General features: G+C 70.5%; 16 protein-coding genes and 1 pseudogene. 10 read left to right on the top strand and 7 right to left on the bottom strand.

What is annotated here, in order from left to right; translation table 11 throughout:
* The first annotated feature begins 72 nt into the window (after positions 1-72).
* Positions 73-1,245, top strand: coding sequence for a TerC/Alx family metal homeostasis membrane protein (locus tag FXF51_RS10350; protein WP_148434043.1), 1,173 nt, complete (start codon positions 73-75; stop codon positions 1,243-1,245).
* 61 nt (positions 1,246-1,306) lie between these two features.
* Here FXF51_RS10350 and FXF51_RS10355 read toward each other — a convergent pair whose 3' ends face one another.
* Together FXF51_RS10355 and FXF51_RS10360 are read right to left on the bottom strand one after the other, a co-directional pair.
* On the bottom strand, positions 1,307-4,435 hold the full coding sequence (locus FXF51_RS10355) for an AAA family ATPase (RefSeq protein ID WP_148434044.1): 3,129 nt from the start codon (positions 4,433-4,435) through the stop codon (positions 1,307-1,309).
* Between the two features lie 10 nt (positions 4,436-4,445).
* Positions 4,446-5,093 carry a hypothetical protein gene (locus tag FXF51_RS10360; RefSeq protein WP_148434045.1) on the bottom strand — a complete coding sequence of 216 codons (648 nt, stop codon included), beginning with the start codon at positions 5,091-5,093 and terminating at the stop codon, positions 4,446-4,448.
* A 278-nt stretch (positions 5,094-5,371) separates the two neighbouring features.
* On the opposite strand from FXF51_RS10360, the gene FXF51_RS10365 reads away from it, so the two are divergent.
* Complete coding sequence (locus tag FXF51_RS10365; protein ID WP_148434046.1) at positions 5,372-5,707, top strand: carboxymuconolactone decarboxylase family protein; 336 nt, start codon at positions 5,372-5,374, stop codon at positions 5,705-5,707.
* Here the strand turns inward: FXF51_RS10365 and FXF51_RS10370 are convergent.
* A complete protein-coding gene (locus FXF51_RS10370) occupies positions 5,667-6,845 on the bottom strand; it encodes a PQQ-dependent sugar dehydrogenase (RefSeq protein WP_262379405.1) in 1,179 nt (392 codons plus the stop codon). The genes FXF51_RS10365 and FXF51_RS10370 overlap by 41 nt on opposite strands.
* Before the next feature lie 113 nt (positions 6,846-6,958).
* On the opposite strand from FXF51_RS10370, the gene FXF51_RS10375 reads away from it, so the two are divergent.
* Positions 6,959-7,711, top strand: a complete 753-nt coding sequence (locus FXF51_RS10375) for an SDR family NAD(P)-dependent oxidoreductase (protein WP_148434047.1) — start codon at positions 6,959-6,961, stop codon at positions 7,709-7,711.
* Between the two features lie 122 nt (positions 7,712-7,833).
* Here FXF51_RS10375 and FXF51_RS10380 read toward each other — a convergent pair whose 3' ends face one another.
* The gene (locus FXF51_RS10380) at positions 7,834-9,048 is read right to left on the bottom strand and encodes an ABC transporter ATP-binding protein (protein ID WP_148434048.1); all 1,215 of its coding nucleotides are present in this window, start codon (positions 9,046-9,048) and stop codon (positions 7,834-7,836) included.
* Positions 9,049-9,250: 202 nt separating this feature from the next.
* Between FXF51_RS10380 and FXF51_RS10385 the strand changes: the two genes are divergently transcribed.
* On the top strand, positions 9,251-10,321 hold the full coding sequence (locus FXF51_RS10385; protein ID WP_148434049.1) for a LacI family DNA-binding transcriptional regulator: 1,071 nt from the start codon (positions 9,251-9,253) through the stop codon (positions 10,319-10,321).
* Here the strand turns inward: FXF51_RS10385 and FXF51_RS10390 are convergent.
* Positions 10,293-11,444: a hypothetical protein gene (locus FXF51_RS10390; protein WP_148434050.1), complete on the bottom strand. Its 1,152-nt coding sequence runs from the start codon at positions 11,442-11,444 to the stop codon at positions 10,293-10,295. The genes FXF51_RS10385 and FXF51_RS10390 overlap by 29 nt on opposite strands.
* A 93-nt stretch (positions 11,445-11,537) precedes the next feature.
* On the opposite strand from FXF51_RS10390, the gene FXF51_RS10395 reads away from it, so the two are divergent.
* Complete coding sequence (locus FXF51_RS10395; RefSeq protein WP_148434051.1) at positions 11,538-14,390, top strand: helix-turn-helix transcriptional regulator; 2,853 nt, start codon at positions 11,538-11,540, stop codon at positions 14,388-14,390.
* A gap of 3 nt (positions 14,391-14,393) precedes the next feature.
* Complete coding sequence (locus FXF51_RS10400) at positions 14,394-15,281, top strand: alpha/beta fold hydrolase (RefSeq protein WP_148434052.1); 888 nt, start codon at positions 14,394-14,396, stop codon at positions 15,279-15,281.
* A gap of 10 nt (positions 15,282-15,291) precedes the next feature.
* On the opposite strand, the gene FXF51_RS10405 is transcribed toward FXF51_RS10400, so the two are convergent.
* Positions 15,292-15,777, bottom strand: a complete 486-nt coding sequence (locus FXF51_RS10405; protein WP_148434053.1) for a glutathione peroxidase — start codon at positions 15,775-15,777, stop codon at positions 15,292-15,294.
* A 188-nt stretch (positions 15,778-15,965) separates the two neighbouring features.
* On the opposite strand from FXF51_RS10405, the gene FXF51_RS10410 reads away from it, so the two are divergent.
* On the top strand, positions 15,966-16,361 hold the full coding sequence (locus FXF51_RS10410; protein ID WP_316247614.1) for a transglycosylase SLT domain-containing protein: 396 nt from the start codon (positions 15,966-15,968) through the stop codon (positions 16,359-16,361).
* 336 nt (positions 16,362-16,697) lie between these two features.
* Positions 16,698-17,177, top strand: coding sequence for a lytic transglycosylase domain-containing protein (locus FXF51_RS62495; RefSeq protein WP_262379406.1), 480 nt, complete (start codon positions 16,698-16,700; stop codon positions 17,175-17,177).
* A 27-nt stretch (positions 17,178-17,204) separates the two neighbouring features.
* Here FXF51_RS62495 and FXF51_RS10420 read toward each other — a convergent pair whose 3' ends face one another.
* Positions 17,205-17,852: a TetR/AcrR family transcriptional regulator gene (locus FXF51_RS10420; RefSeq protein WP_148434054.1), complete on the bottom strand. Its 648-nt coding sequence runs from the start codon at positions 17,850-17,852 to the stop codon at positions 17,205-17,207.
* A 97-nt stretch (positions 17,853-17,949) separates the two neighbouring features.
* Between FXF51_RS10420 and FXF51_RS10425 the strand changes: the two genes are divergently transcribed.
* Both FXF51_RS10425 and FXF51_RS63700 read left to right on the top strand, forming a co-directional pair.
* The gene (locus FXF51_RS10425) at positions 17,950-19,071 is read left to right on the top strand and encodes a ferritin-like domain-containing protein (protein WP_148434055.1); all 1,122 of its coding nucleotides are present in this window, start codon (positions 17,950-17,952) and stop codon (positions 19,069-19,071) included.
* Positions 19,072-19,108: 37 nt separating this feature from the next.
* Positions 19,109-19,693, top strand: a pseudogene (locus FXF51_RS63700) (hypothetical protein); the annotation flags it as partial.
* Positions 19,694-20,176 lie beyond the last annotated feature (483 nt).

Genomic DNA, 20,176 nt, shown 5'->3' on the forward strand with positions numbered 1-20,176 from the left:
GGGTACCACCTGCGACGACACGCTTCCGCAAGTCGCCTCCCCCACGACGGCCGGCACACATGGAGCCTTGGAGTGCACGTATCCGCCGCGGTGTGGTGGCTGACGATCCTGGGGATCGTCGGGCTGCTGCTGTTCGACTTCTTCTTCCACGTCCGCAAGTCGCACGTGCCCACGCTGCGTGAGGCGTCGGTCTGGTCGGCCCTGTACGTCGGCATCGCCCTGCTGTTCGGCGTCGGCGTGTGGCTGTTCGGCGGCTCGGAGCCGGGGGCGGAGTACTTCGCCGGTTACGTTACGGAGAAGGCGCTGTCGGTCGACAACCTCTTCGTCTTCCTCGTGATCATGTCGAGCTTCAAGGTGCCGCGCGCCGACCAGCAGAAGGCGCTGCTGTTCGGCATCGTCTTCTCGCTGCTCGCCAGGTCCGGGTTCATCCTGGTCGGGGCCGCCCTGATCAACATGTTCGCCTGGGTGTTCTACCTGTTCGGGCTCATCCTGCTGCTCACTGCGGGCAACCTGCTCAAGCCGGAGGGCGAGGAGAGCCACTCCCCCGACAACCTCATGGTGCGGGTCGCGCGGCGGCTGCTGCACACCAGCGACACCTACGACGGCGACAAGCTCTTCACCGTCCAGGACGGCAGGCGCGTCATGACGCCGATGCTGCTCGTCATGATCGCCATCGGCGGCACCGACATCCTGTTCGCGCTGGACTCGATCCCGGCCATCTTCGGCCTCACCCAGAACGTCTACCTGGTCTTCACCGCCACCGCGTTCTCCCTGCTGGGGCTGCGGCAGCTCTACTTCCTCATCGACGGGCTGCTGGACCGGCTGATCTATCTCGCGTACGGGCTGGCCGTGATCCTCGCCTTCATCGGGGTGAAGCTGATCCTGCACGCGCTGCACGAGAACAACGTGCCGTTCATCAACGACGGCGAGCCGGTGCCGGTGGTGGAGATCAGCACCGGGCTGTCCCTGGCGGTGATCATCGGAGTGCTGGCGATCACGGTGCTGGCGTCGCTGTTCAGCGCGAGGGGACGGGTGCAGAACACGGTGTCGATGATGCGCCGGCACGCGCAGGAGTACCTGGACGTGGAGCACGATCCCGGGCTGCGGGCCGAGCTCTACGGCAAGCTGGTGGCCGGGGAGAAGCAGCTCAGTAAGCTGCCGGACAAGCACAGGAAGCTGGTGCGGCAGGAGGACGAGCTGATGGAGCTGCTGCGCCGCGTCCACGAGGAGCACGACCGCTCATGACGGGGTCACGAGCGGGCCGAGGCGCTCGCTGGAACGCCCCGGCCCGCACGCGGTCTCGCGCTCAGGTACGGCGGTCGGTGCCGTTGCCGTCGTAACCGAGCAGCCGCATGGCCGTGTCCGGATCCATCGCCGCGGCCAGGAGCTGGGCCCTGGCGTGGGCCTGGTCGCGCTCCTGCTCCGCCTTGGCCTGCGCCGTACGGATGCCCTTGATCGCGACGAACGCCAGCCCCGCGCCCACGATCCCGGCCACGACCACGACGAACAGCAGGAGCAGCAGCCCGGGCGAGGCCACCCCGGCCACCGTGGAGTTGGTGCCCGCGCCGCCGCCCAGCGTGCCCGTCACCGCGAGCGCCGCGATGATGGACAGCACCACGAGGCCGAGCAGGCTGGCGATGACCAGCCAGACCCGGCTCACCGACCGCTTCGGCGGGGCGGCGGGGGTGCTCACCACGACGGGCACCGGCGTCCCCGCCGGTGCGGGCGGCTGGGCGGTGCCGGCCCAGGGCACGAACTCCGGCCTGTCGGCCGGCTCGGCGGCCGGGCCGGTGACAGCCGCCCCAGGGACAGGCGGCCCCACCGGCGGCCCCACCGGCGGTGCCAGGGACGGGGCCGTGGACGAGCCCGCGGGAAGCGGCGTGCCCGGCGGTGGCGGCGGCGCCACCTGGATCACGGGCGGCGCCTGGATCACAGGCGGTGAGCCAGGCGCTTGGATCACGGGCGGCGAGCCGGGCGCCTGGATCATCGCGGCGGTCCCGGGCGGCGCCGGATGCACCCCCACGATCCCGGCGACCCCGCCGAAGGCACCCGGCACGGCCTCCACCGGCTCCTGATGCCCCGGCAGCTCCCGCTCGATCCTGCTGTGCTCCTTGTGCGCCCTGACCGCGTCCCGGTGGTACTCCTCCAGCTCCTGGTACAGCTCGTCGGAGGTGTAGATGCTGCCGTCCAGCAGCGGCCCCGGCTCCCCGCGGATGATGGCGACCACGTCGTCACCGTTGAGCGTCTTGTGCGTCTCCAGCGCGTGCGCCAGGCAGAGCACCTCCCTGCGGTGCTGCACCAGCAGCTCCTCGGTCTTCTCCAGCAGCCGCACCAGGTTGAACTCGATGCGCTCGCCCAGCACGTCGGGCGTCAGGTCCTGCTGGCGCCTGGCCGGCTCCCTGTCGGTGATGCCGATGGAGCCGCCGGGCCCGCCCGGCTTGCGCACGGCCTTGCCGCCCATGATCTCCAGCTCCTGGAGCGCGGGCAGCGAGGTGACGCCCGAGCCCATCCCCCAGTACGACTCCATCATCGCGGTGAGGTAGGTCGCGGAGTACAGGTCCCCGGAGACGCCGGAGGAGTTGTCCTCGCCGAAGAACATGCGCTCTCCGGCCAGCGAGGCCAGGGAGACCATGATGTCGGCCTCGTGCTCGGACTTCCACCGGGTGAACTGGTCCTCGGGCTTGATCGAGGCGACCATGCCCAGGTAGTCGGCGCCCTTCTCGATGGTGGCGATGTCGATTTCCAGGTGGAAGCGGGTGACGTAGGCGACGACGGCGTGGCAGGCCTCGTGCACGGCCACGGCGTGCCGCTCGCGCTCGATGTACTCGACGTCCTCGGGCGGGCCGAGCTGCTTGAGCCGCTTGGCGCGCAGCACGTCCGACCAGGTGATGACCTCGCGCCCGTCCCTGATGGCGGTGATGAGCGACTCGTTGACCAGGTCCTTGATGGTGGCGCCGGTGGCGTACGGGGTGATGGTGGCGAGCTTGTCGACCTGCTCGGGGGTGAGCTCGTGCTCGACCTTGTCGAAGTATCCCTGGTAGGTGCGCACCCGCCCGGCCTTGGACGGGTAGCCGACCTTGTAGATGCGGTCGATGCGGCCCGGCCGCAGCAGCGCCTCGTCCAGCGCGTCGGGCCGGTTGGTGGCCATCATGACGAGGATGCGGTACTTGGGCGGTGGCTTGGGCCGCATGCCGAGCAGCCTGCGTACCAGCCGGTTGAAGAAGCCGCGCGGCTTCTTGAGCCCGGACAGCTCGGTGAGCAGCGCCTGGAGGGTTCCGGGGTCGCCGCTGTTCATCATGCCGCCGCCCATCATGAAGCGGTTGCGCCCGCCGGGCTCCTCCTGCTTGCCGGGGCGGAAGGTGAGCATCTGGCGGGTGGCCTCGGACATGTAGTTCATGCCGTGGCAGCCGTCGAAGCCGGACGAGTGCCCGGCGAAGCCGCCGCCCTGTCCTGGCGGGCCCTGCTGGGCCAGCCGGCCGCGCTTGCCGAGCGAGTCCGCCTCGTCGAAGAAGACGATCACGCCGCCGTACCGCAGCGCCAGCTTGCGCAGCTTCCTGAACAGCGACTTGACCTTGAGGATGCCGATGCCCATGAACATGTTCGTGAACGCGCCCGGATCCACGAACACGTAAGGCTTGCCGGTCTCACCGGCCACGGCCTCGGCCATCAGGGTCTTGCCGGTGCCCGGCGGGCCCCACAGCAGCAGGCCGCTGGGGACGTAACCGCCGCGCTTCTCGATCTCGTCGGGCCGCTCCAGGAAGACGATGTTCTCCTGGACGCGCTCGACCACGTGGTCCTGCCCCCACACGTCGTCGAAGCGGGTCTTGATGTCGTCGGGGAAGTACGTCTCGACGCCGCCCCTGGACAGGAACCAGAACAGGCCGACGAACTGGATGATGACGAAGAAGAACAGGAAGACGATCTGCAGGAAGAAGGGCAGCGCCTGCCAGATCAGCGCCGGCGCCTGGAGCAGCGCGGCGAACGGGCTGACGTCCAGCACCGCCCCCAGCACCAGGGCGATCAGGGTGATGAAGAAGAGGATCTTCAGCGCCCTGGCGAGGCGGAAACGCGTCCAGTCGTCGAAGCGGCGGTGCGTCCAGCGTTCGAACCCGCCGAAGACCTTCTGGCTCCAGAAGCGGTGGTAACCCGACCAGTGCTCGCTGATGAAGAAATGCAGTTGCCTGACGATCTCCGCGCCGAGCAACCAGAAGATCCACTGGTACTCCATCGCGATGCGCCGCGCGGCTTCCGGGAAGGAGATGATGCCCTCGAAGTCCGCCATCACCTTCCACGTCAGGACGAGGTAGGCGAGCACGAGTGCGATCAGGAACTTGCTCCGGTCCCAGAACTGCATTTTCTTCCTGGTCACGGATTCGGGATCGTTGGGCCCGCTGCCGGGGGCGCGCAGCCCTTCATGGTGAATCGTCGTGGTCAATGAAGCTCCCTCATCCGGGCAGCCGGAGCAGCTTGAAAGAACTCGCGATCTTGTCGAACTCGGCGGCGCGCTTCGCGTAGCAGAGGGACTGGCAGCCGATGAGCATGACGGAGACCGTGGCGCCCTTCTCGTCGAGAATGGCGGTGTGGTCGAACGTCTGGACGTCGTTGCCGATCTGGTAGTTGAAGCGGACGCGCACTCCTCTGGCTCCGCTGTCGAGGCTCAGCACCTCGTCACTGATGGGCTCGAAGCGGCTGAACATCGGCGGCTGGCTCATGGCCATGGCCTGCTGCAGGTAGGCCGTGCGTACCTCCTCGGTCACCGGGAGGACGAAGTCGCGCAGCCTGTTGAGGGAGATCGAGTCGCGTTGCTCTTCGGTGAGCTGGTGCACGGTGGCGTAGACGAACGGCTCCGTCGAGCCGAGCAGATGGTTGACCGACGGATCCGCTGACTGGTCGAAGGCCGTCGACCAGACCCGCTGCGCCCGCAGCAGCGCGGCCTGCGAGTTGGGATGGTCGCCGGACAGGTACAACTCGATGGGATAGGCGTCGAGCTGCGTGAACGAGGCCGGCACCTTGAAGTACGTGGTGCCGCTCTTGTCGCTGACGTAGGTGAACTCCGGCTGCCCGCACGCGGACAGCATCAGGACCGCGACCATGAGCGCGATCAAAGCCCGTGTTTTTTTCACCAGGGCTTACCTCCGCATGACGGACCAACGGAGTTGTTGTGCCCGCTTTGGAGGGAAATCAGCTCGCCGCACGGTGAGAAATCTTGACCAAATCTTGGCCAAGCCTTGGCTTTACTTGTTACAGACCAAAAAGCCCTCCGTGCAGGGGTTGCGGCGCTCCGCTACAACGTTCATGCAACCCCCATTGGTTCATCCCGGGAAGTAGCGAAAGATATGAGGATCCCTATCGACAACCCCTGGAGCGGACAATGACAGAACCCGCGATGGAGACGGTCGACTCCTTCGGCATGACAGCCGAGCGCCAGTTCGCCGACCTCTGGTCCCGGTCGGTCCTGACGGTCAGGGAGCGCAGGCTGCTCCTGCTCGGGCTGCTCGTCGGCCAGGGGCTGCACGAGATGACCGACGCCCAGCTCGACGTCGCGCTGCGCGCCGGCGAGCTGAGCGAGGCCGAGCTGCGGGAGGTCGCGGTCTTCCTGACGCACTACGCGGGCTGGGCCAGGGGCGCCAAGCTGAACGATCAGGTGGAGTCGCTGATCGAGCGGGTCAGGCGGCCTCGATCCGATAGATCGGACCTTGAAGGCTGAGCGCGTACAGCTCGCCGTCGGGGCCCTCCCCGAACGACGAGAGCTGCTCCACCCTGCCGACCTCGGCCGAGTCCGCGGCGTCGTCGGCGGGCGCGGCCCTGACCCAGCCAGCGCAGAAGTCGCCGTACAGGAACTGCCCCTTCAGCCAGGGGATCTTCTCGCCGCGGTAGACGTACCCGGCGATCACCGAGCAGTTGCCGCCCTCGCCCAGCGGGTAGACGATCACCGGCTCGACGAGGCCGCGGGCCTGGCCGTCGCGGAAGCGCGCCCTGCCCTCGCGCAGGTTCCAGCCGTAGTTCTCGCCGCCCTCGCTGCTCGCGGGCTGGTGGTCGACCTCCTCCCACGCGTTCTGCCCGACGTCGCCGATCCACAGGTCGCCGGTGCCGCGGTCGAAGCTGAACCGCCAGGGGTTGCGCAGGCCGTAGGCCCAGATCTCGCCCCGCGCGCCCCTCCTTGCGGCGAACGGGTTGTCGTCCGGGATCTTGTACGGGTCGCCGCGCGGGTCGATGCGCACCAGCTTGCCGAGCAGCGTGTTCAGGTTCTGGCCGTTGCCCTGGGGGTCGCCCGCGCTGCCGCCGTCGCCGAAGGCGATGTAGAGGTAGCCGTCGGGGCCGAAGGCGAGCTGGCCGCCGTTGTGGTTGGCGTACGGCTGGTCCTGCCTGAGCACGTCGCGCCTGCCGGTCGCGCGCTCGCCGTCGTAGGCCCACTCGGTGATGTGGGTGTGGCCCCGCGCGTCGGTCCAGTCGAGGTAGACCCAGCGGCCGGTGGGGTGGAACGCGACGCCGAGCAGCCCCTGCTCGTTGCCCGTGCTCACCTCGCCGGACAGGTCGATCACGACCTTGCCGCCGGTGGTGCGCAGCCGGCCCGTCTGCTCGGCCACGTAGAGCCGGTCGTCGCCCTTGCGCACCGCGAACGCCACCGGCTGCTCCAGCTCGGCGATCCGCGTGAAGCGCAGCTCGCCGCGCTCCGCGGGCGCGGGCGTGGATGTGCCTGTCTGAGGCTCTGGCGGGCTGCTGCGGGGCGAGGACGCGGTGCCGGGGGCTTCGGTGCCCGGGGCGCGGGTCGCCGACCCGGCGGGCTGCTCGGGCGTGCAGGCGGTGAGGGCCAGCAGGAAGAGCCCGGCCACGACGATGCGCACGTCACCCATCCTGCCACGCCCGTCACGGTCGAGGCGGGCTGACCGCACCGATCCATGGCAGTCACGACCCAGGCGGGCCGACCGCGCCGATCCGCGCCCGTTATGGTGCAGGCATGCCAACCGCACTGATCACTGGCGCGACCGCCGGCATCGGCGCCGCCTTCGCGCGCCACCTGGCCGCCGACGCCTACTCGCTCGTCCTCGTGGCGCGCGACGAGCTCCGCCTCGCCAAGGCCGCCGACCAGCTCAAGCTCAGGTACGGCGTGCGCGTCGAGGTGCTGCCCGCCGACCTGGCCACCGAGGAGGGCCTGGCCAAGGTCGAGTCGAGGCTGCGCGACGGCGTGGACCTTCTGGTCAACAACGCCGGATTCGGCAACGCGGGGCACTTCCCGTACGTGCCGGTCGAGAACGAGCTGCGCATGCTCAAGGTGCACTGCGAGGCCGTGCTGCGGCTGACGCTGGCGGCGCTGCCCGGGATGCGGGAACGCGACCGGGGCGCGATCGTGAACGTGGCGTCCGTGGCGGCGTTCTTCGGCAGCCGCAGCACCTACAGCGCGTCCAAGGCGTGGGTGGTGAACTTCAGCGAGTCGGCCGCCGCCACGGTGAGCGACTCGGGCATCCGGATCATGGCGCTGTGCCCCGGTTTTGTGCGCACCGAGTTCCATCAGCGGGCCTCGATGGACAGCTCCGGCATCCCGTGGTTCCTGTGGCTGAAGGCCGAGGACGTGGTGCGCGCGGGGATGCGCGATCTGGCGGTGGGCAAGCGGGTGTCGGTCCCCGACCTGCGTTACAAGCTCATCGTGGCGGCGGGGCGGCTGGTGCCGCGCGGCGTGCAGGCCATGGTGTCGCGGCGTATCGGGCGCTGAGGTCGTACCGGGAAAAGAGCGGGCCCCCGCCGCGGGAGGGGGTCGCGGTGGGGGCCCAGGCGGTCGCGGGCTTCACGCCCGCGGCCGGGAACCGGATGTCAGCGGTTGGCTCAGCGGTTGGCTCAGCGGTTGGCCTCGTGGCCGATCGACAGGCCGGAGGTCGGGTCGAAGAAGTGCAGGTTGTGCGTGTCGACGACCAGCTCGATGTTCTGGCCGGGACGCACGTGGCTGCGGGCGTTGACGCGGGCGGTCCACAGGGACTTGTCGCCCGACAGCGGCAGCGTGGCGTCCTCGTCGTCACCGGCGTCGGCGGCGGCGACGGTGTCCTTGTGCTCGACGGGCGGGGCGTCGATCAGGAACAGCACGTTGATCTCGGAGCCCAGCTCCTCGGTGACCTCCGCCTTGACGGGCAGCGTGGCCCAGCCGTTGGCGTGGCTGCCGGCGGAGGCGGAGTCCTCGAAGTCGGACGGGCGGATGCCGAGGATGATCTTCTTGCCGAGGTACTGGTCGAGGCCCGGCTTGTCGGAGAAGGTCGCCTCGGGGATCGACAGCCTGATGTCGGCGAAGGTCACGGCGGCGCCGCCGTCGCCGCGGACCAGCTCGGCGGTGACGAAGTTCATCGAGGGCGAGCCCATGAAGCCGGCGACGAACAGGTTGACCGGCTTGTCGAACAGGTTCTGCGGGGTGTCGACCTGCTGGAGCAGGCCGTCGCGCAGGACGCAGACGCGGTCGCCGAGGGTCATGGCCTCGACCTGGTCGTGCGTGACGTAGACGGTGGTGACGCCGAGGCGCTCGTGCATCTGGTTGAGCGAGGCGCGCATGGAGACGCGGAGCTTGGCGTCCAGGTTGGACAGCGGCTCGTCCATGAGGAAGGCCTGCGGCTCACGGACGATGGCGCGGCCCATGGCGACACGCTGGCGCTGACCACCGGACAGGGCGGCCGGCTTGCGCTTGAGGTAGGTCTCGAGGCCGAGCATCTTGGCGGCCTCGTTGACGCGCTTCGAGATCTCCGCCTTGGGCATCTTGCGGAGCTTGAGGCCGAAGGCGAGGTTCTCCTCGACCGTCATGTGCGGGTACAGCGCGTAGTTCTGGAAGACCATCGCGATGTCGCGGTCCTTCGGCGGCAGGTGGTTGACCACCTTGTCGCCGATGGCGATCTCGCCACCGCTGATGTCCTCCAGACCCGCGATCATCCGGAGCGCGGTCGACTTACCGCAACCGGACGGGCCGACCAGCACCATGAACTCGCCATCCTTGATCTCAAGGTTGAGCCCGTTCACGGCCTTCACGCCACCGGCGTAGATCTTGTCGACGTTCGTCAGAACGATGGATGCCATGACATTCCTTCGCGCTCCAGGGCGGATTGCCCGGATGGTCCCGTCAGATCCACTCGCACGGAGTGAATCTCCCCACTCATCGTGGATACGTTTTCAAGCATCTCACCCGAAACGGACATCGGTGTCAAGGGTTACCGCGTGACCAGCCCTTGTACTCACAGGTGCCTTCCAGTTTTCCCGGAAGCATGATGGAATCGTTTCCATGGAGAAGCGGGCGACGATCAAGGATGTGGCCGAGGCGGCCGGTGTGGGCGTCGCCACCGTCTCCCGGGTGCTGTCGGGCGGCTCGGCCAGCCCGCAGACCAGGGAGCGCGTCCTGGCCGTCGCCGCGCAGCTCGACTACCGCCCCAGCGCGCTGGGCCGCAACCTGCGCCAGCGCCGCACCGGCGGCATGGGCCTGCTCGTCCCCGACCTGACCGACACCTTCTACGCGCAGCTCGCCGAGGGCGTGCTCGCCTGCGCCCGCTCGGCCGGCGAGCCCGTCGTGCTCGGCTCCACCGCCGGCGACCCCGAGCAGGAGGCCGAGCTGATCGGCATGCTGCTGGAGCAGAGCGTCGACCGGCTCATCGCCGTCCCCTCCGGCGAGGAGGACACCTGGGCCCCGGCCGTCCGCGCGGGCATGACGGTGGTCTTCGCCGACCGCCTGCCCGCCCCGCCGTCCCCCGAGATGGAGGACCCGGCCGCCGCGGCCGTCGGCGACCTCATGGCCCTGGACGGCCTCGCCACCCCCCAGCCTGCCTTCAGCCGCCCGCCGGAGGCGCCCGCCGTGCTGGCCGACGACCGGGCGGGCATCCGCACCGCGGTCCGCTACCTGCGCGGCCTCGGCCACCGGCGCATCGCCTTCCTCGGCGGCCCCGGCCACGACCGGCGGGCGTCGGCGTTCAGGGAGGCGGTGGGCTCGCCGGTGGACGAGGAGCTGGTCGTGTTCGGCACCGGCAGCCGCGACTCCGCCTACGCCGCCGCCTCCGGCCTGTTCCAGAGCCGCCCCGACCTGTCGGCCGTGGTCGCCGGCGGGAACGTGCTCGGCGAGGCCGCGGTGCTGGCCGCCAGGGAGCTGGACCTGCGGGTGCCGCGCGACGTGTCGCTGGTGATGTACGACGACGTGCCCTGGGCCGAGCTGTGCTCCCCGCCCCTCACGGTGATCGCCCAGCCGGGCCGCGACATGGGTTACCGCGCCGCCGAGCTGGTGCTGCGCTCCGGCGGGCGCAGGGCCCGCTCCGTCGTCCTGCCCACCGAGCTGATCATCAGGGGAAGCTGCGGCCCCCACCGCTGAGCCCCGTGTAGCGGCGCGGCAGGATCATCACCGGGTTGTCGTCGAGGATCACCTCCGGCGGCCCGAACCGCGCCGCCACCTCCCTGATCTCCGGCTCGTCGAGCAGCAGCAGCCGCCCCCGCTCCACGAACGTCTCCCCGTCCACGACCACGGTCGGCCGGTCCACCTGGCAGTCGCAGTGCGCGAAGCCCGGCCCCGAGGTGACCGGCGCGCCGTCGGTCAGCCCGTCCAGGCCGCAGTAGAACGCCCCCGCGTGCTTCTCCCGCTCGAACTGCGTGCCGCCCGCGACGCGCACCTTCGGGTTCAAGCCGAACAGGGCGTGCCGCATGTAGAAGCCGCCGGGCGCGTAACGGCGCAACTGCCCGGCGGCGGCCCCGCCCTCGATCTTGCGGACCAGGTTGCCCTCCAGCGTGACGCGCAGCGGCTCCTCCGGCACGCCCGTGACCGTGCTGTCCTCCACGACCAGCACGCCCTCCGTCTCCGTCGGCCAGAAGTTCACGCCCCCGTACGGGAACGGCCGCCAGTCGCCCGGCCGCAGCCCGCCAGGACCGGGATCCTCGAAGGTCAGCCCCGCGAACGTCAGATCCGTGCCGCGCGCCGACGTCACCCTGATCGAGGAGGCCGCGTTGAGCTGCCGCAACGCCCTGGCCACCAGCGCGTGGAAGACCTCGGCGGGCAGCCGCGCGCCCGTCAGCAGCGCGCCCGCCGTGGCCGCCATGTGCAGCGACAGGAAGCGGGCCGAACGGGCCCTGATCTGGTCGAAGAACAGCGGGGCCGTGTGCACCTCGCCCCACCACGTCCCGCTGATCACCACGTCCGCCTCGTGGAAGGCGGCCGTCTCGATCGGCAGCGGCGCCTCCCTGTCCCACCCGCCCGCGCTGAACGACGGCACCGACAGGATCCGCACGTCGGCGTCACGCAGCGCCGCCGCCGCGGCGATCGCCTGCACCACCACCGGGTCCACGGTGTGCTCCATCATCAGCAGCACCCGGTCGCCCGCCGCCAGCCGGACGTACTCGCACAGGTTGTGCACGCCGGGCATCAGCTCGACGATCGAGTACGGGGACACGGCCGGCTCTGCGACATAGCTGAAGGGCGATGCCGCGTACGGATTGATCGTCATTCCCGAGCTCCTTCCTACGAGCCTTTCGATACCCAGAGTGTTCGGTCGTGTACCGTTCGTGCGGCATTCGTCCCGGCTCTACAGTGGGCGTTTGTGCTGTTCGGTAGATCGGCGGAGCTCGCCGCCATCGATGACGTGATCGGCCGCGCCCGCGACGGCGCGGGCGCGGCGCTCGTGCTGCGCGGCGAGGCCGGCGTGGGCAAGACGGCCCTCCTGGACGTGGCCGCCTCCCGGGGTGGCCGCATGCGGGTGCTGCGCACCACCGGCGTCGAGCCCGAGTCCGACCTCGCCTTCGCCGCGCTGCACCAGCTCCTGCGGCCCGCCACTTCGCTGCTGGACGCGCTGCCCTCGCCGCAGCGGGCGGCCGTGAGCGGGGCGCTCGGGCTGGGCGCGGGTGGCGGCGGGGATCGGTTCCTGCTGGCGGCGGGGGTGTTGTCCCTGCTGGCGGAGGCTGCGGCGGTGGACGGGCTCGTGTGCGTGGTGGACGACTTCCAGTGGGTGGACCGGGCGTCGGCGGACGCGCTGCTGTTCGCGGCCAGGAGAGTGCGGACGGAGCGGATCGCGATGCTGCTGGCGGTGCGGGGGGACGCGCCGGCGGTCAAGGGGGTGCCGTCGCTCGCCGTCGGAGGGCTGGCCGAGGCCGCGGCGGCCGAACTCCTGGACGCCGCCCCGCGACTCGCGCCCGACGCCTCCCCCGTACAGGACGGTGGGATCGCGCCTGCCGTCAAGCGCGCGCTGGTGTCGCTGACCGGCGGCAACCCCCTGGCCCTGCGCGAGACCGTACGCAGGCTGAGCCCCGGTCAGCTCACCGGCCGCGAGCCCCTGCCCGACCCCCTGCCGGGCGGGACCCGCCTGTTCGGGGAGCAGGTGGCGGCCCTGCCCGGCAGCACCCGGCAGGTGGCCCTGCTGGCGTCCGTGGAGAGCGACCTCGACGTGCTGCTGCGCGCCGCCGAACGCATGGGCGCGGGCCGGGACGCGCTGCACGAGCTGGAGACGATCGGCCTGGCCCGCATCGAGGGCACGTCCGTACGTTTCCGCCACCCGCTCATCCGCTCAGCCGTGCACGAGGCCGCCACCCCGGCGGACCGCCGCGAGGCACACCGCATCCTGGCCGCGGAGGCGGAGGGGGACCGCCGCGCCTGGCACCTGGCGGCGGCGACGCTGGGCCAGGACGAGACGGCCGCCGCCACCCTCGCCGACACCGCCGCACGCGCCCGCGACCGAGGCGGTTACGGCGACGCCGCCACGGCCCTGGTCAGGGCCGCCGAGCTGACCCCCGGCCCGGCGGCCAGGGCCGTCCGGCTCAAGGACGCCGCCGTGGCCGCGTGGCTGGGCGGCCGTCCCGGGCAGGCGGAGTCCCTGCTGGCCGAGGCGCGGGAGCACGCGGGCGGGGATGCGGTGCTGGGGATGGATCTGGCCCAGTTGCGCGGCCGGTTCGAGCTGAACTCCGGCAGCGCCGCGGAGGCCGTGCGGATCCTGGGCGCGGGTGACAGCCTGGACATGCTGGCGGACGCCGCCGAGGCTGCGTCGTACGTGGGGGACACCGCCGCCATCGTCGAGATCGGCCGTCGGGCGGCTCGGTACCCGGAGGGCTTCCTGCGGGACGTGCTGACCGGCATCGGCCTGACGCTCACCGCGCCCGGCATCGCGCACTCCCCTCACACGTCGGCACATTCCCCCGGGACCGCGCACGCCCCTCAGCCGCCCGCACACCTCCCCGGCCGTCCACACGGCCCTCAGCCGCCCGCACACCCCCACGAAACCGCCCACACCCTCCTCAGGCGTGCCCTGTCCAGAGCCGGGGAGCTGACCGACGCGGCCGGGTTCCTGTGGGCGACGGCGGCGGCCACTTACCTGGGTGAGGCTGACCTGTCGGCCGAGCTGGCGGCGCGGGCGGGCCGGGTGGCGAGAATGTCGGGCATGGTGGGCCAGCTCCCCGTGGTGCTGGAGTTCGTGGCCACCGCCGACCGGATCGCCGGCCGCCTGGCGGAGAGCCAGGCCGTCTCGGAGGAGGGCCTGGAGCTGGCCCGCGAGGCCGGCTACACCAACACGGTGGCCGCCCACCTGGCCAACCTCGCGGTCCTGGCGGCGCTGCGCGGCGACGAGGACGAGTGCCGCCGCCTGGCCCAGGAGGCGCTGGCCATCGCGCTCCCCCACCGGGTGGGCCTGCGCGCGGGCGTGGCCGCGTACGCGCTGGCCATGCTGGACCTGGGGATGGGCCGGTTCGCCGCGGCACACGACCGGTTCAGGGCGATCGCGGCGGCCGGGCCCGGCGCCGGGCATCCGACGATCGTGTGGCGTTCGACGCCGGACCGGATCGAGGCCGCCGTCGGGGCGGGCGATCTGGACGCGGCCGGGGCGGCGCTGGAGGCGTACGAGCGGTGGTCGGCGAACGCGGCCACGCCTGAGGCGCACGCGTTGCTGGCGCGGTGCCGGGCTCAGGTCACGGGTGAGCTCGCGGGCTTGGAGGAGGCGCTGGGGCTGCACACGAACCCGTACGAGGCGGCCAGGACCGCGCTGTTGCTGGGTGAGCGGCTGCGCAGGGCGCACCGGCCGGGTGACGCGCGTGCGCATCTGCGGCCGGCGTTGGAGACGTTCCAGCGGTCGGGAGCGCGGCCGTGGGCGCGGCGTGCGCAGGGCGAGCTGCGAGCGGCGGGCACGAGCACCGGGCCCACCACAGGCCCAGACCCGGACGCGGGGGCGGGTGTCGAGTTCGTGGAGGGGCCGGCGCTGGATGTGCTGACGCCGCAGGAGCTGCGCATCGCCGGCCTGGTCGCCGACGGCCTGTCCAGCAAGGAGATCGCCGCCCAGCTCTTCCTCAGCCCCCGCACCGTCGAGTACCACCTCTACAAGATCTACCCGAAGCTCGGCATCGGCACCCGTACTGAACTCGCGCGCCTAGTAGTTCTACGGAAGGCACCCGTACCCGGACAGGACATGCTGTGACTCATGCATGACGACATCTGGAGCGAAGAGTTCGGCGCCACCACCGACGAGCCGATTCTGCTGATCATGGGTTCGATGTCGCAGGGCGTCCTGTGGCCGGACGAGTTCGTGGGCAGGCTGACCGCCGGGGGCCGCCGGGTGATCCGGTACGACCACCGCGACACGGGCCGCTCCCGCACCGTGGACTTCGAGAAGGAGCCGTACACCTGGGAGGACATCAAGGACGACGTGCTGCGGGTGATGGACGCGCACGGGCTGGAGAGCGCTCACCTGGTCTGCCATTCGGCGGGCGGCCTGCTGGGCCAGCTCATCGCGGTGGAGCAGCCGGAGCGGGTGCGGACGCTCACCGTGATCGGCTCCTCGCCGCTCGGCGGAGGTGAGGGCGCGGTGGTCATGCGGGCGCTGATGGGGCAGCCGCAGCCGGAGGGCAGCCTGCCGGAGCCTGCGCCGGAGTTCGTGGCGTTCTTCCGCGAGCTGATCGCGGCCCCGCCGGCGGCGACGAGGCGTGAGCGGATCGAGGTGATGATCGCCGAGCAGCGGGTGCTGCACGGGACGGCGCTGCCGTTCGACGAGGACGCCGCCCGCCGCCTTCAGGAGCGCGTCTACGACCGGGCCCGCGACCTGGACGCCGTGGCCAACCACCGGCTGGCCGCGGCGGCGCGCCCCGACTTCGAGCCGGTGGGGGTGCTGCACCTGGTCAAGGCGCCGACGCTGGTGGTCGAGGGCACGCACGAGCCGGCCAAGCCCGGGCACGGCGCGATCATCGCGGAGATGATTCCGGGTGCGCGGCTGCTGATGATCGAGGGCATGGGGCACACGCTGCCGCCGGAGGTGCTTGAGGAGCTGGCGGAAGCCGTCCTCGTCCACACGTCACCGGCGAACGGCCGCTGATGCCGGGCCGCTAGAGGAGCTGCTCGATCGCCGAAGTGATCGCCGGGTCCTCAGGCGCGATGCGGGGCCGGAAGCGGGCGACGACCCGGCCCTCCCCGTCGACCAGGAACTTCTCGAAGTTCCACTGCACGTCCCCCGCCTCTCCCTGCTCATCGGCCGTCTGGACCAGCTCGGCGTACAGCGGATGCCGTCCGGGCCCGTTGACCTCGGCCTTCTCCAGCAGCGGGAAGTCCACGCCGTAGGTGGTGGAGCAGAAGTGCTGGATCTCCGCGGCGGTGCCGGGCTCCTGGCCGGCGAACTGGTTGCACGGCATGCCGACGACGGTGAAGCCGCGCGGGCCGTACTCCTCCTGGAGCTTGACCAGGCCGGTGTACTGCGGGGTGAGCCCGCATCTGGAGGCCACGTTCACGATGAGGGCGGGCCTGCCCGCCGTCAGGCCGGCGAGCGTGGTCGAGTCGTTCGTCAGGGTGCGAAGCGGGATGTCGCTGAGGCTCATGATTCTGACCCTACAGAACGAGTCAGGGCGAAAATGTGACGCAGTCCTCATTTTTCAGACAAACATGCAAGAAAAGGTATATATCGAGATCTTTACTGACGATCTTCGTTTCCTTGGTCAAGTGGCTGTAAAGGTGACCGATCGGGCAGGGTGGCGCGGTCCACGAACCCCCTCGAAAGGGAACCCGCATGCCCATGCTCCGCCGTACCGGCGTCCTGGTCCTGACCGCCACCTTGGTGGCGGCGGGCGGCGCCTCGGCCGCACAGGCGCAGAGCTCCCAGACCAGCGGCAGGAACAAGGCCATCGCCAAGGTCATGGTGGCCTCGCGTGGCTGGGACAGCTCCCAGTTCAGGTGCCTGGTGAAACTCTGGCACCGAGAGAGCGGATGGAACCACCGCGCCGGCAACGGCTCCGGCGCCTACGGCATCCCGCAGGCGCTCCCCGGCCACAAGATGGCCTCCTCAGGACGTGACTGGCGGACCAACCCGCGCACCCAGATCAAGTGGGGCCTCGGCTACATCAAGCAACGGTACGGCTCGCCGTGTCGCGCCTGGGGGCACTTCCAATCCCACGGTTGGTACTGAGTCAAACCCCAGGCTTGCTCGCTATTTCCGGCAAGGCCCGCCCAATCGGGCGGCGGACCGGGCAAAACCGGCCCAGCGAGCAGCCCCTTTATCCGCAACGGTCGCACAAACACCTGTCCTTCGCGTGTCTTGGTGTATGACCCGGCGTGACTACGCGTAATAGGAATCGTGCTAGAGGACACGTCGCGGTGCCCTCCGGGCCGCCCAGCACGACCGGGCGGAGCAAGATGCGTCCCGGAGGGCCGCGCGGACCCTCTGCGTCCGAGCCACGGACGCGGACGGCGGGGCGCCCGTTGAGGGCGCCTGTCCGCACGCGACCCGACAGCAAGGATCGCCTTGGACAGCAAACGCGTTTTCAGCGGCACGCTCGTTTCCGTCACCGCGTTCACCGCACTGACCGCCGCACTCAGCACCACCGACAGCGCATGGGCGGCCACGCCCGACTCGAGACAGCCGATCAGGACCGGGATCTGGACCACGTCGGCGCAACCGAAGATGGCGGCCGTCAGGCCCGCCAGCAGGAACAAGAAGATCGCCCTGGACCACGTCGTGCAGCGGGCCTGGAACTTCCGCGAGTTCCGCTGCCTGGACAACCTGTGGACCAGGGAGAGCAACTGGAACCACCGGGCGCTCAACCACTCGTCCGGCGCCTACGGCATCCCGCAGGCCCTGCCCGCGGGCAAGATGAGCGGCGCGGGCCGTGACTGGAAGGTCAACCCGGAGACCCAGATCCGCTGGGGTCTGGCCTACATCAAGGGGAGGTACGGCAGGCCTTGCGGCGCCTGGGGGCACTGGAAATCGCACAACTGGTACTAGCCGGCTCGGGAGGGCACCCCCGGCGGCTCACCGGGTGCCCTCCCTACGCCCCGCGTACGCCTCGATCGCCTTGATGAGCAGTTCGAGCCCGAACTCGAACTCCTCCTCGTGATCGCACTCGTCGAGCAGCGCAGACAGCGAGCTGACCTCGGGGAACAGCGCTGGATCCACCCCGTCGGCCCTGATCGTCCTGGTCTGCACGGGCGCGAACGTCGGCGTCACCCCGACCTCGCGCAGCAGCGAGCCGACGATGTAGGCGATGAACATCCGCAACATCCGCACCGCGTCGGCCCCGTCGAACCCGGCGCTGCGCAGCGTGGCCAGCGCCCGCTCGACGGGCAGCAGCCCGGCGGCGGAGTGGAGCTGACGGCTGACCACGAGCATGGTGGAGCGCGGATAGTGGTGGGCGATCTGCCGGAACGCCCTGGCCTGCATGCGCACCCGGTCGGTCCAGTGGGCGTCGGGATCGTCGGTGAACTCGATCTGGCTCAGCACCGACTCGGCCACCCCGTCGAGCAGGGCGTCCTTGCCGGGCACGTGGTTGTAGAGCGACATGACGCCCACCCCCAGCTCGGCCGCGATGCGGCGCATGGAGATCGCGTCGGCGCCCTCCCGCTCGATGAGGTCGATGGCCGCGGCGACGATGCGTGCCCGGGAGAGGGGCTCGGAGCTCATAGCTCATTCTATTGACGGGCGCACGGCGCGGGCGCAGGCTCGGAGCACGCACGTACGGTGTACGTGGACCCCCCGCAGACCCCCCATCGGAGGTCCCATGTCGACCCACGAGCTCTACACCATCCCCGCCGGGCTCTCCACGTGGAACGTCGAGATGTCCGGCGCGAGCCGCTTCACCTGGGAGTACGACGACGGCCGGGATCGCATGCTCGCCCTCTACCAGAAGGGCAAGGACAAGCAGTGGGACTCGGTCAAGCGCATCGACTGGGACCTGGAGGTGGACCCGTACGACGTGCTCGGCGTCCCCGACCAGACCATCGCCATCTACGGCACCCCGCTGTGGGAGCGGATGAGCCCCGCGATGCGCAAGGACGTGCGGCTGCACGGCGCGGCCTGGCAGTTCTCCCAGTTCCTGCACGGCGAGCAGGGCGCGATGATCTGCTCGGCCAAGATCGTGGAGTCGGTGCCCGACCTGGACTCCAAGTTCTACGCCGCCACCCAGACCATGGACGAGGCCCGCCACGCCGAGACCTACGCCCGGTTCCTCCAGGAGAAGGTGGGCCTGGCCTACCCGATCAACGAGCATCTCAAGTCGCTGCTGGACAGCACGCTGAGCGACTCCCGCTGGGACATGCCCTACCTCGGGATGCAGGTGCTCATCGAGGGGCTGGCGCTGGCGGCGTTCGGGGTGATGCGCGACATCACCACCAAGCCGCTGCCCAAGCAGATCCTCTCGTACGTGATGCAGGACGAGGCCAGGCACGTCGCCTTCGGCCGGATGGCGCTGCGCGACCACTACCGCGGCCTGTCGGAGACCGAGCTGCGCGAGCGCGAGGACTTCGTCATCGAAGGCTGCTATCTGATGCGCGACCGGCTGCGCGGCAGGGAGACGTGGGAGTACCTGGGGCTGTCGAAGGCCGAGGTGGAGGAGGCCATGGAAGCCACCGACCGCTCCGACTACCTGCGGGTGTTCCGTTCGCTGCTGTTCAGCCGGATCGTGCCGTGCGTGAAGGACATCGGGCTGTGGAGCCCGCGGCTGCGGCAGGCGTACGCGGACATGGGGGTGCTGGAGATGGCGGGGCAGTCGCTGGACGCGCTGATGCGGCAGGACGAGGAGATCGCCGACCGGATCGACGCGGAGCGCTTCGCGGCCGAGGAGGCGTCGCGGCACGCCGAGGTGACGGAGACGATCGCGCTCGGCACCGACTCCCAGGTTTGAGCGGCGCGCTTCCACTGGTTTTCGGCAGACTTGGGGCGTGCGGCAGATCATCAGCTACCGGGACGCCGTGGCGCTGCTCGGCGGGCCCACCGCGATCACGGGCGTCCTGGACAAGGCGACATGCCTGGCGTTGTTCGGGACGAGCGCGATCGACCTGTTCGACGCGCGGGCCGAGGCGGTGCGGCTGGGTGACGCGTTCCTGCGCGGGCTGCGCGACAAGGTCAAGGGCCTGAGCCGGTACGACTCGACGCAGCGGCTGGCGGCGGCTCACTCCGTCATCGTGGTGGCCGCCTTTCTGGACGTTCTGCGCGAGGTGGACGTGCTGCGCGACCTCACCCCCGACGACCAGCGCAGGATCACCGGCTCAAGCGACTTGGCGAAAGACCTGGTCCCACTGCCGAGCCCCGCCTTCCCGTTCGAGCGGGTGCTGAAAGAGCTCGAAGTCGTCTACAGGGCGCAGACGTACGAGCTGGTCTCCTTCCTCAAGGGGCTGCATCGCTGGGACACCTGGGACGAGACCACGCGCGACCGCCTGCGCACGGACCTCCCCGCGCGTGCGGTCCGCCGCTACGAGGAGTTGTTCCGCCGCCTGGTCGCCGACTTCCCCGAGGTGGCGTGCTGGTCCGACCGCATCGACCACCAGGCGACCCGCACCGAGATCAGGCAGCTCAGGCACGGCCTGGCCGGGATCCAGGAGCAACTCGCCAGGATCCCGCCGACGCGGAGCCCGTCCGACCGGCTGGCGGCGCTGATCCGGTCGAACAGGGCCGCGCTCGGACGCCCGATCGTCAGCGCCGCGCACACGCCGAAGGGGATGACCATCCCGACGCTGGAGCAGGGCTACGTGAACCCCGCGTATCGCGTGCACCCGGCGGAGGAGGCCTGGGCCGAGCTTCCCCGCCGCGACGACCTGGACGCCTTCCTGGCCGGCCATCTCACGCTCCCGCAGGCCACGGCCGCCCCGCTGCTGGTGCTCGGGCAGCCGGGCGCGGGCAAGTCGGTGCTGACGCGCGTGCTGGCGGCCCGGCTGCCCGCCGCCGAGTTCCTGCCGCTCAGGGTGGAGTTGCGCGACGTGCCCGCCGACAGCGACGTGCTCGCGCAGATC

Origin of the sequence: Nonomuraea sp. PA05, from assembly GCF_008086045.1 — a bacterium.
In the GTDB taxonomy this organism is placed as follows: domain Bacteria; phylum Actinomycetota; class Actinomycetes; order Streptosporangiales; family Streptosporangiaceae; genus Nonomuraea; species Nonomuraea monospora.

Excerpts from the sequence above, each read along its gene's own strand:
- FXF51_RS10375 (WP_148434047.1), top strand. The coding sequence starts at position 6,959 with ATGCCAACCGCACTGATCACTGGCGCGACCGCCGGCATCGGCGCCGCC.
- FXF51_RS10390 (WP_148434050.1), bottom strand. The coding sequence starts at position 11,444 with ATGACGATCAATCCGTACGCGGCATCGCCCTTCAGCTATGTCGCAGAG.
- FXF51_RS10410 (WP_316247614.1), top strand. The coding sequence starts at position 15,966 with ATGCCCATGCTCCGCCGTACCGGCGTCCTGGTCCTGACCGCCACCTTG.
- FXF51_RS10420 (WP_148434054.1), bottom strand. The coding sequence starts at position 17,852 with ATGAGCTCCGAGCCCCTCTCCCGGGCACGCATCGTCGCCGCGGCCATC.
- FXF51_RS10405 (WP_148434053.1), bottom strand. The coding sequence starts at position 15,777 with ATGAGCCTCAGCGACATCCCGCTTCGCACCCTGACGAACGACTCGACC.
- FXF51_RS10425 (WP_148434055.1), top strand. The coding sequence starts at position 17,950 with ATGTCGACCCACGAGCTCTACACCATCCCCGCCGGGCTCTCCACGTGG.
- FXF51_RS10365 (WP_148434046.1), top strand. The coding sequence starts at position 5,372 with ATGACAGAACCCGCGATGGAGACGGTCGACTCCTTCGGCATGACAGCC.
- FXF51_RS10360 (WP_148434045.1), bottom strand. The coding sequence starts at position 5,093 with ATGGTCGCGGTCCTGATGCTGTCCGCGTGCGGGCAGCCGGAGTTCACC.
- FXF51_RS10385 (WP_148434049.1), top strand. The coding sequence starts at position 9,251 with ATGGAGAAGCGGGCGACGATCAAGGATGTGGCCGAGGCGGCCGGTGTG.
- FXF51_RS10400 (WP_148434052.1), top strand. The coding sequence starts at position 14,394 with ATGCATGACGACATCTGGAGCGAAGAGTTCGGCGCCACCACCGACGAG.
- FXF51_RS10380 (WP_148434048.1), bottom strand. The coding sequence starts at position 9,048 with ATGGCATCCATCGTTCTGACGAACGTCGACAAGATCTACGCCGGTGGC.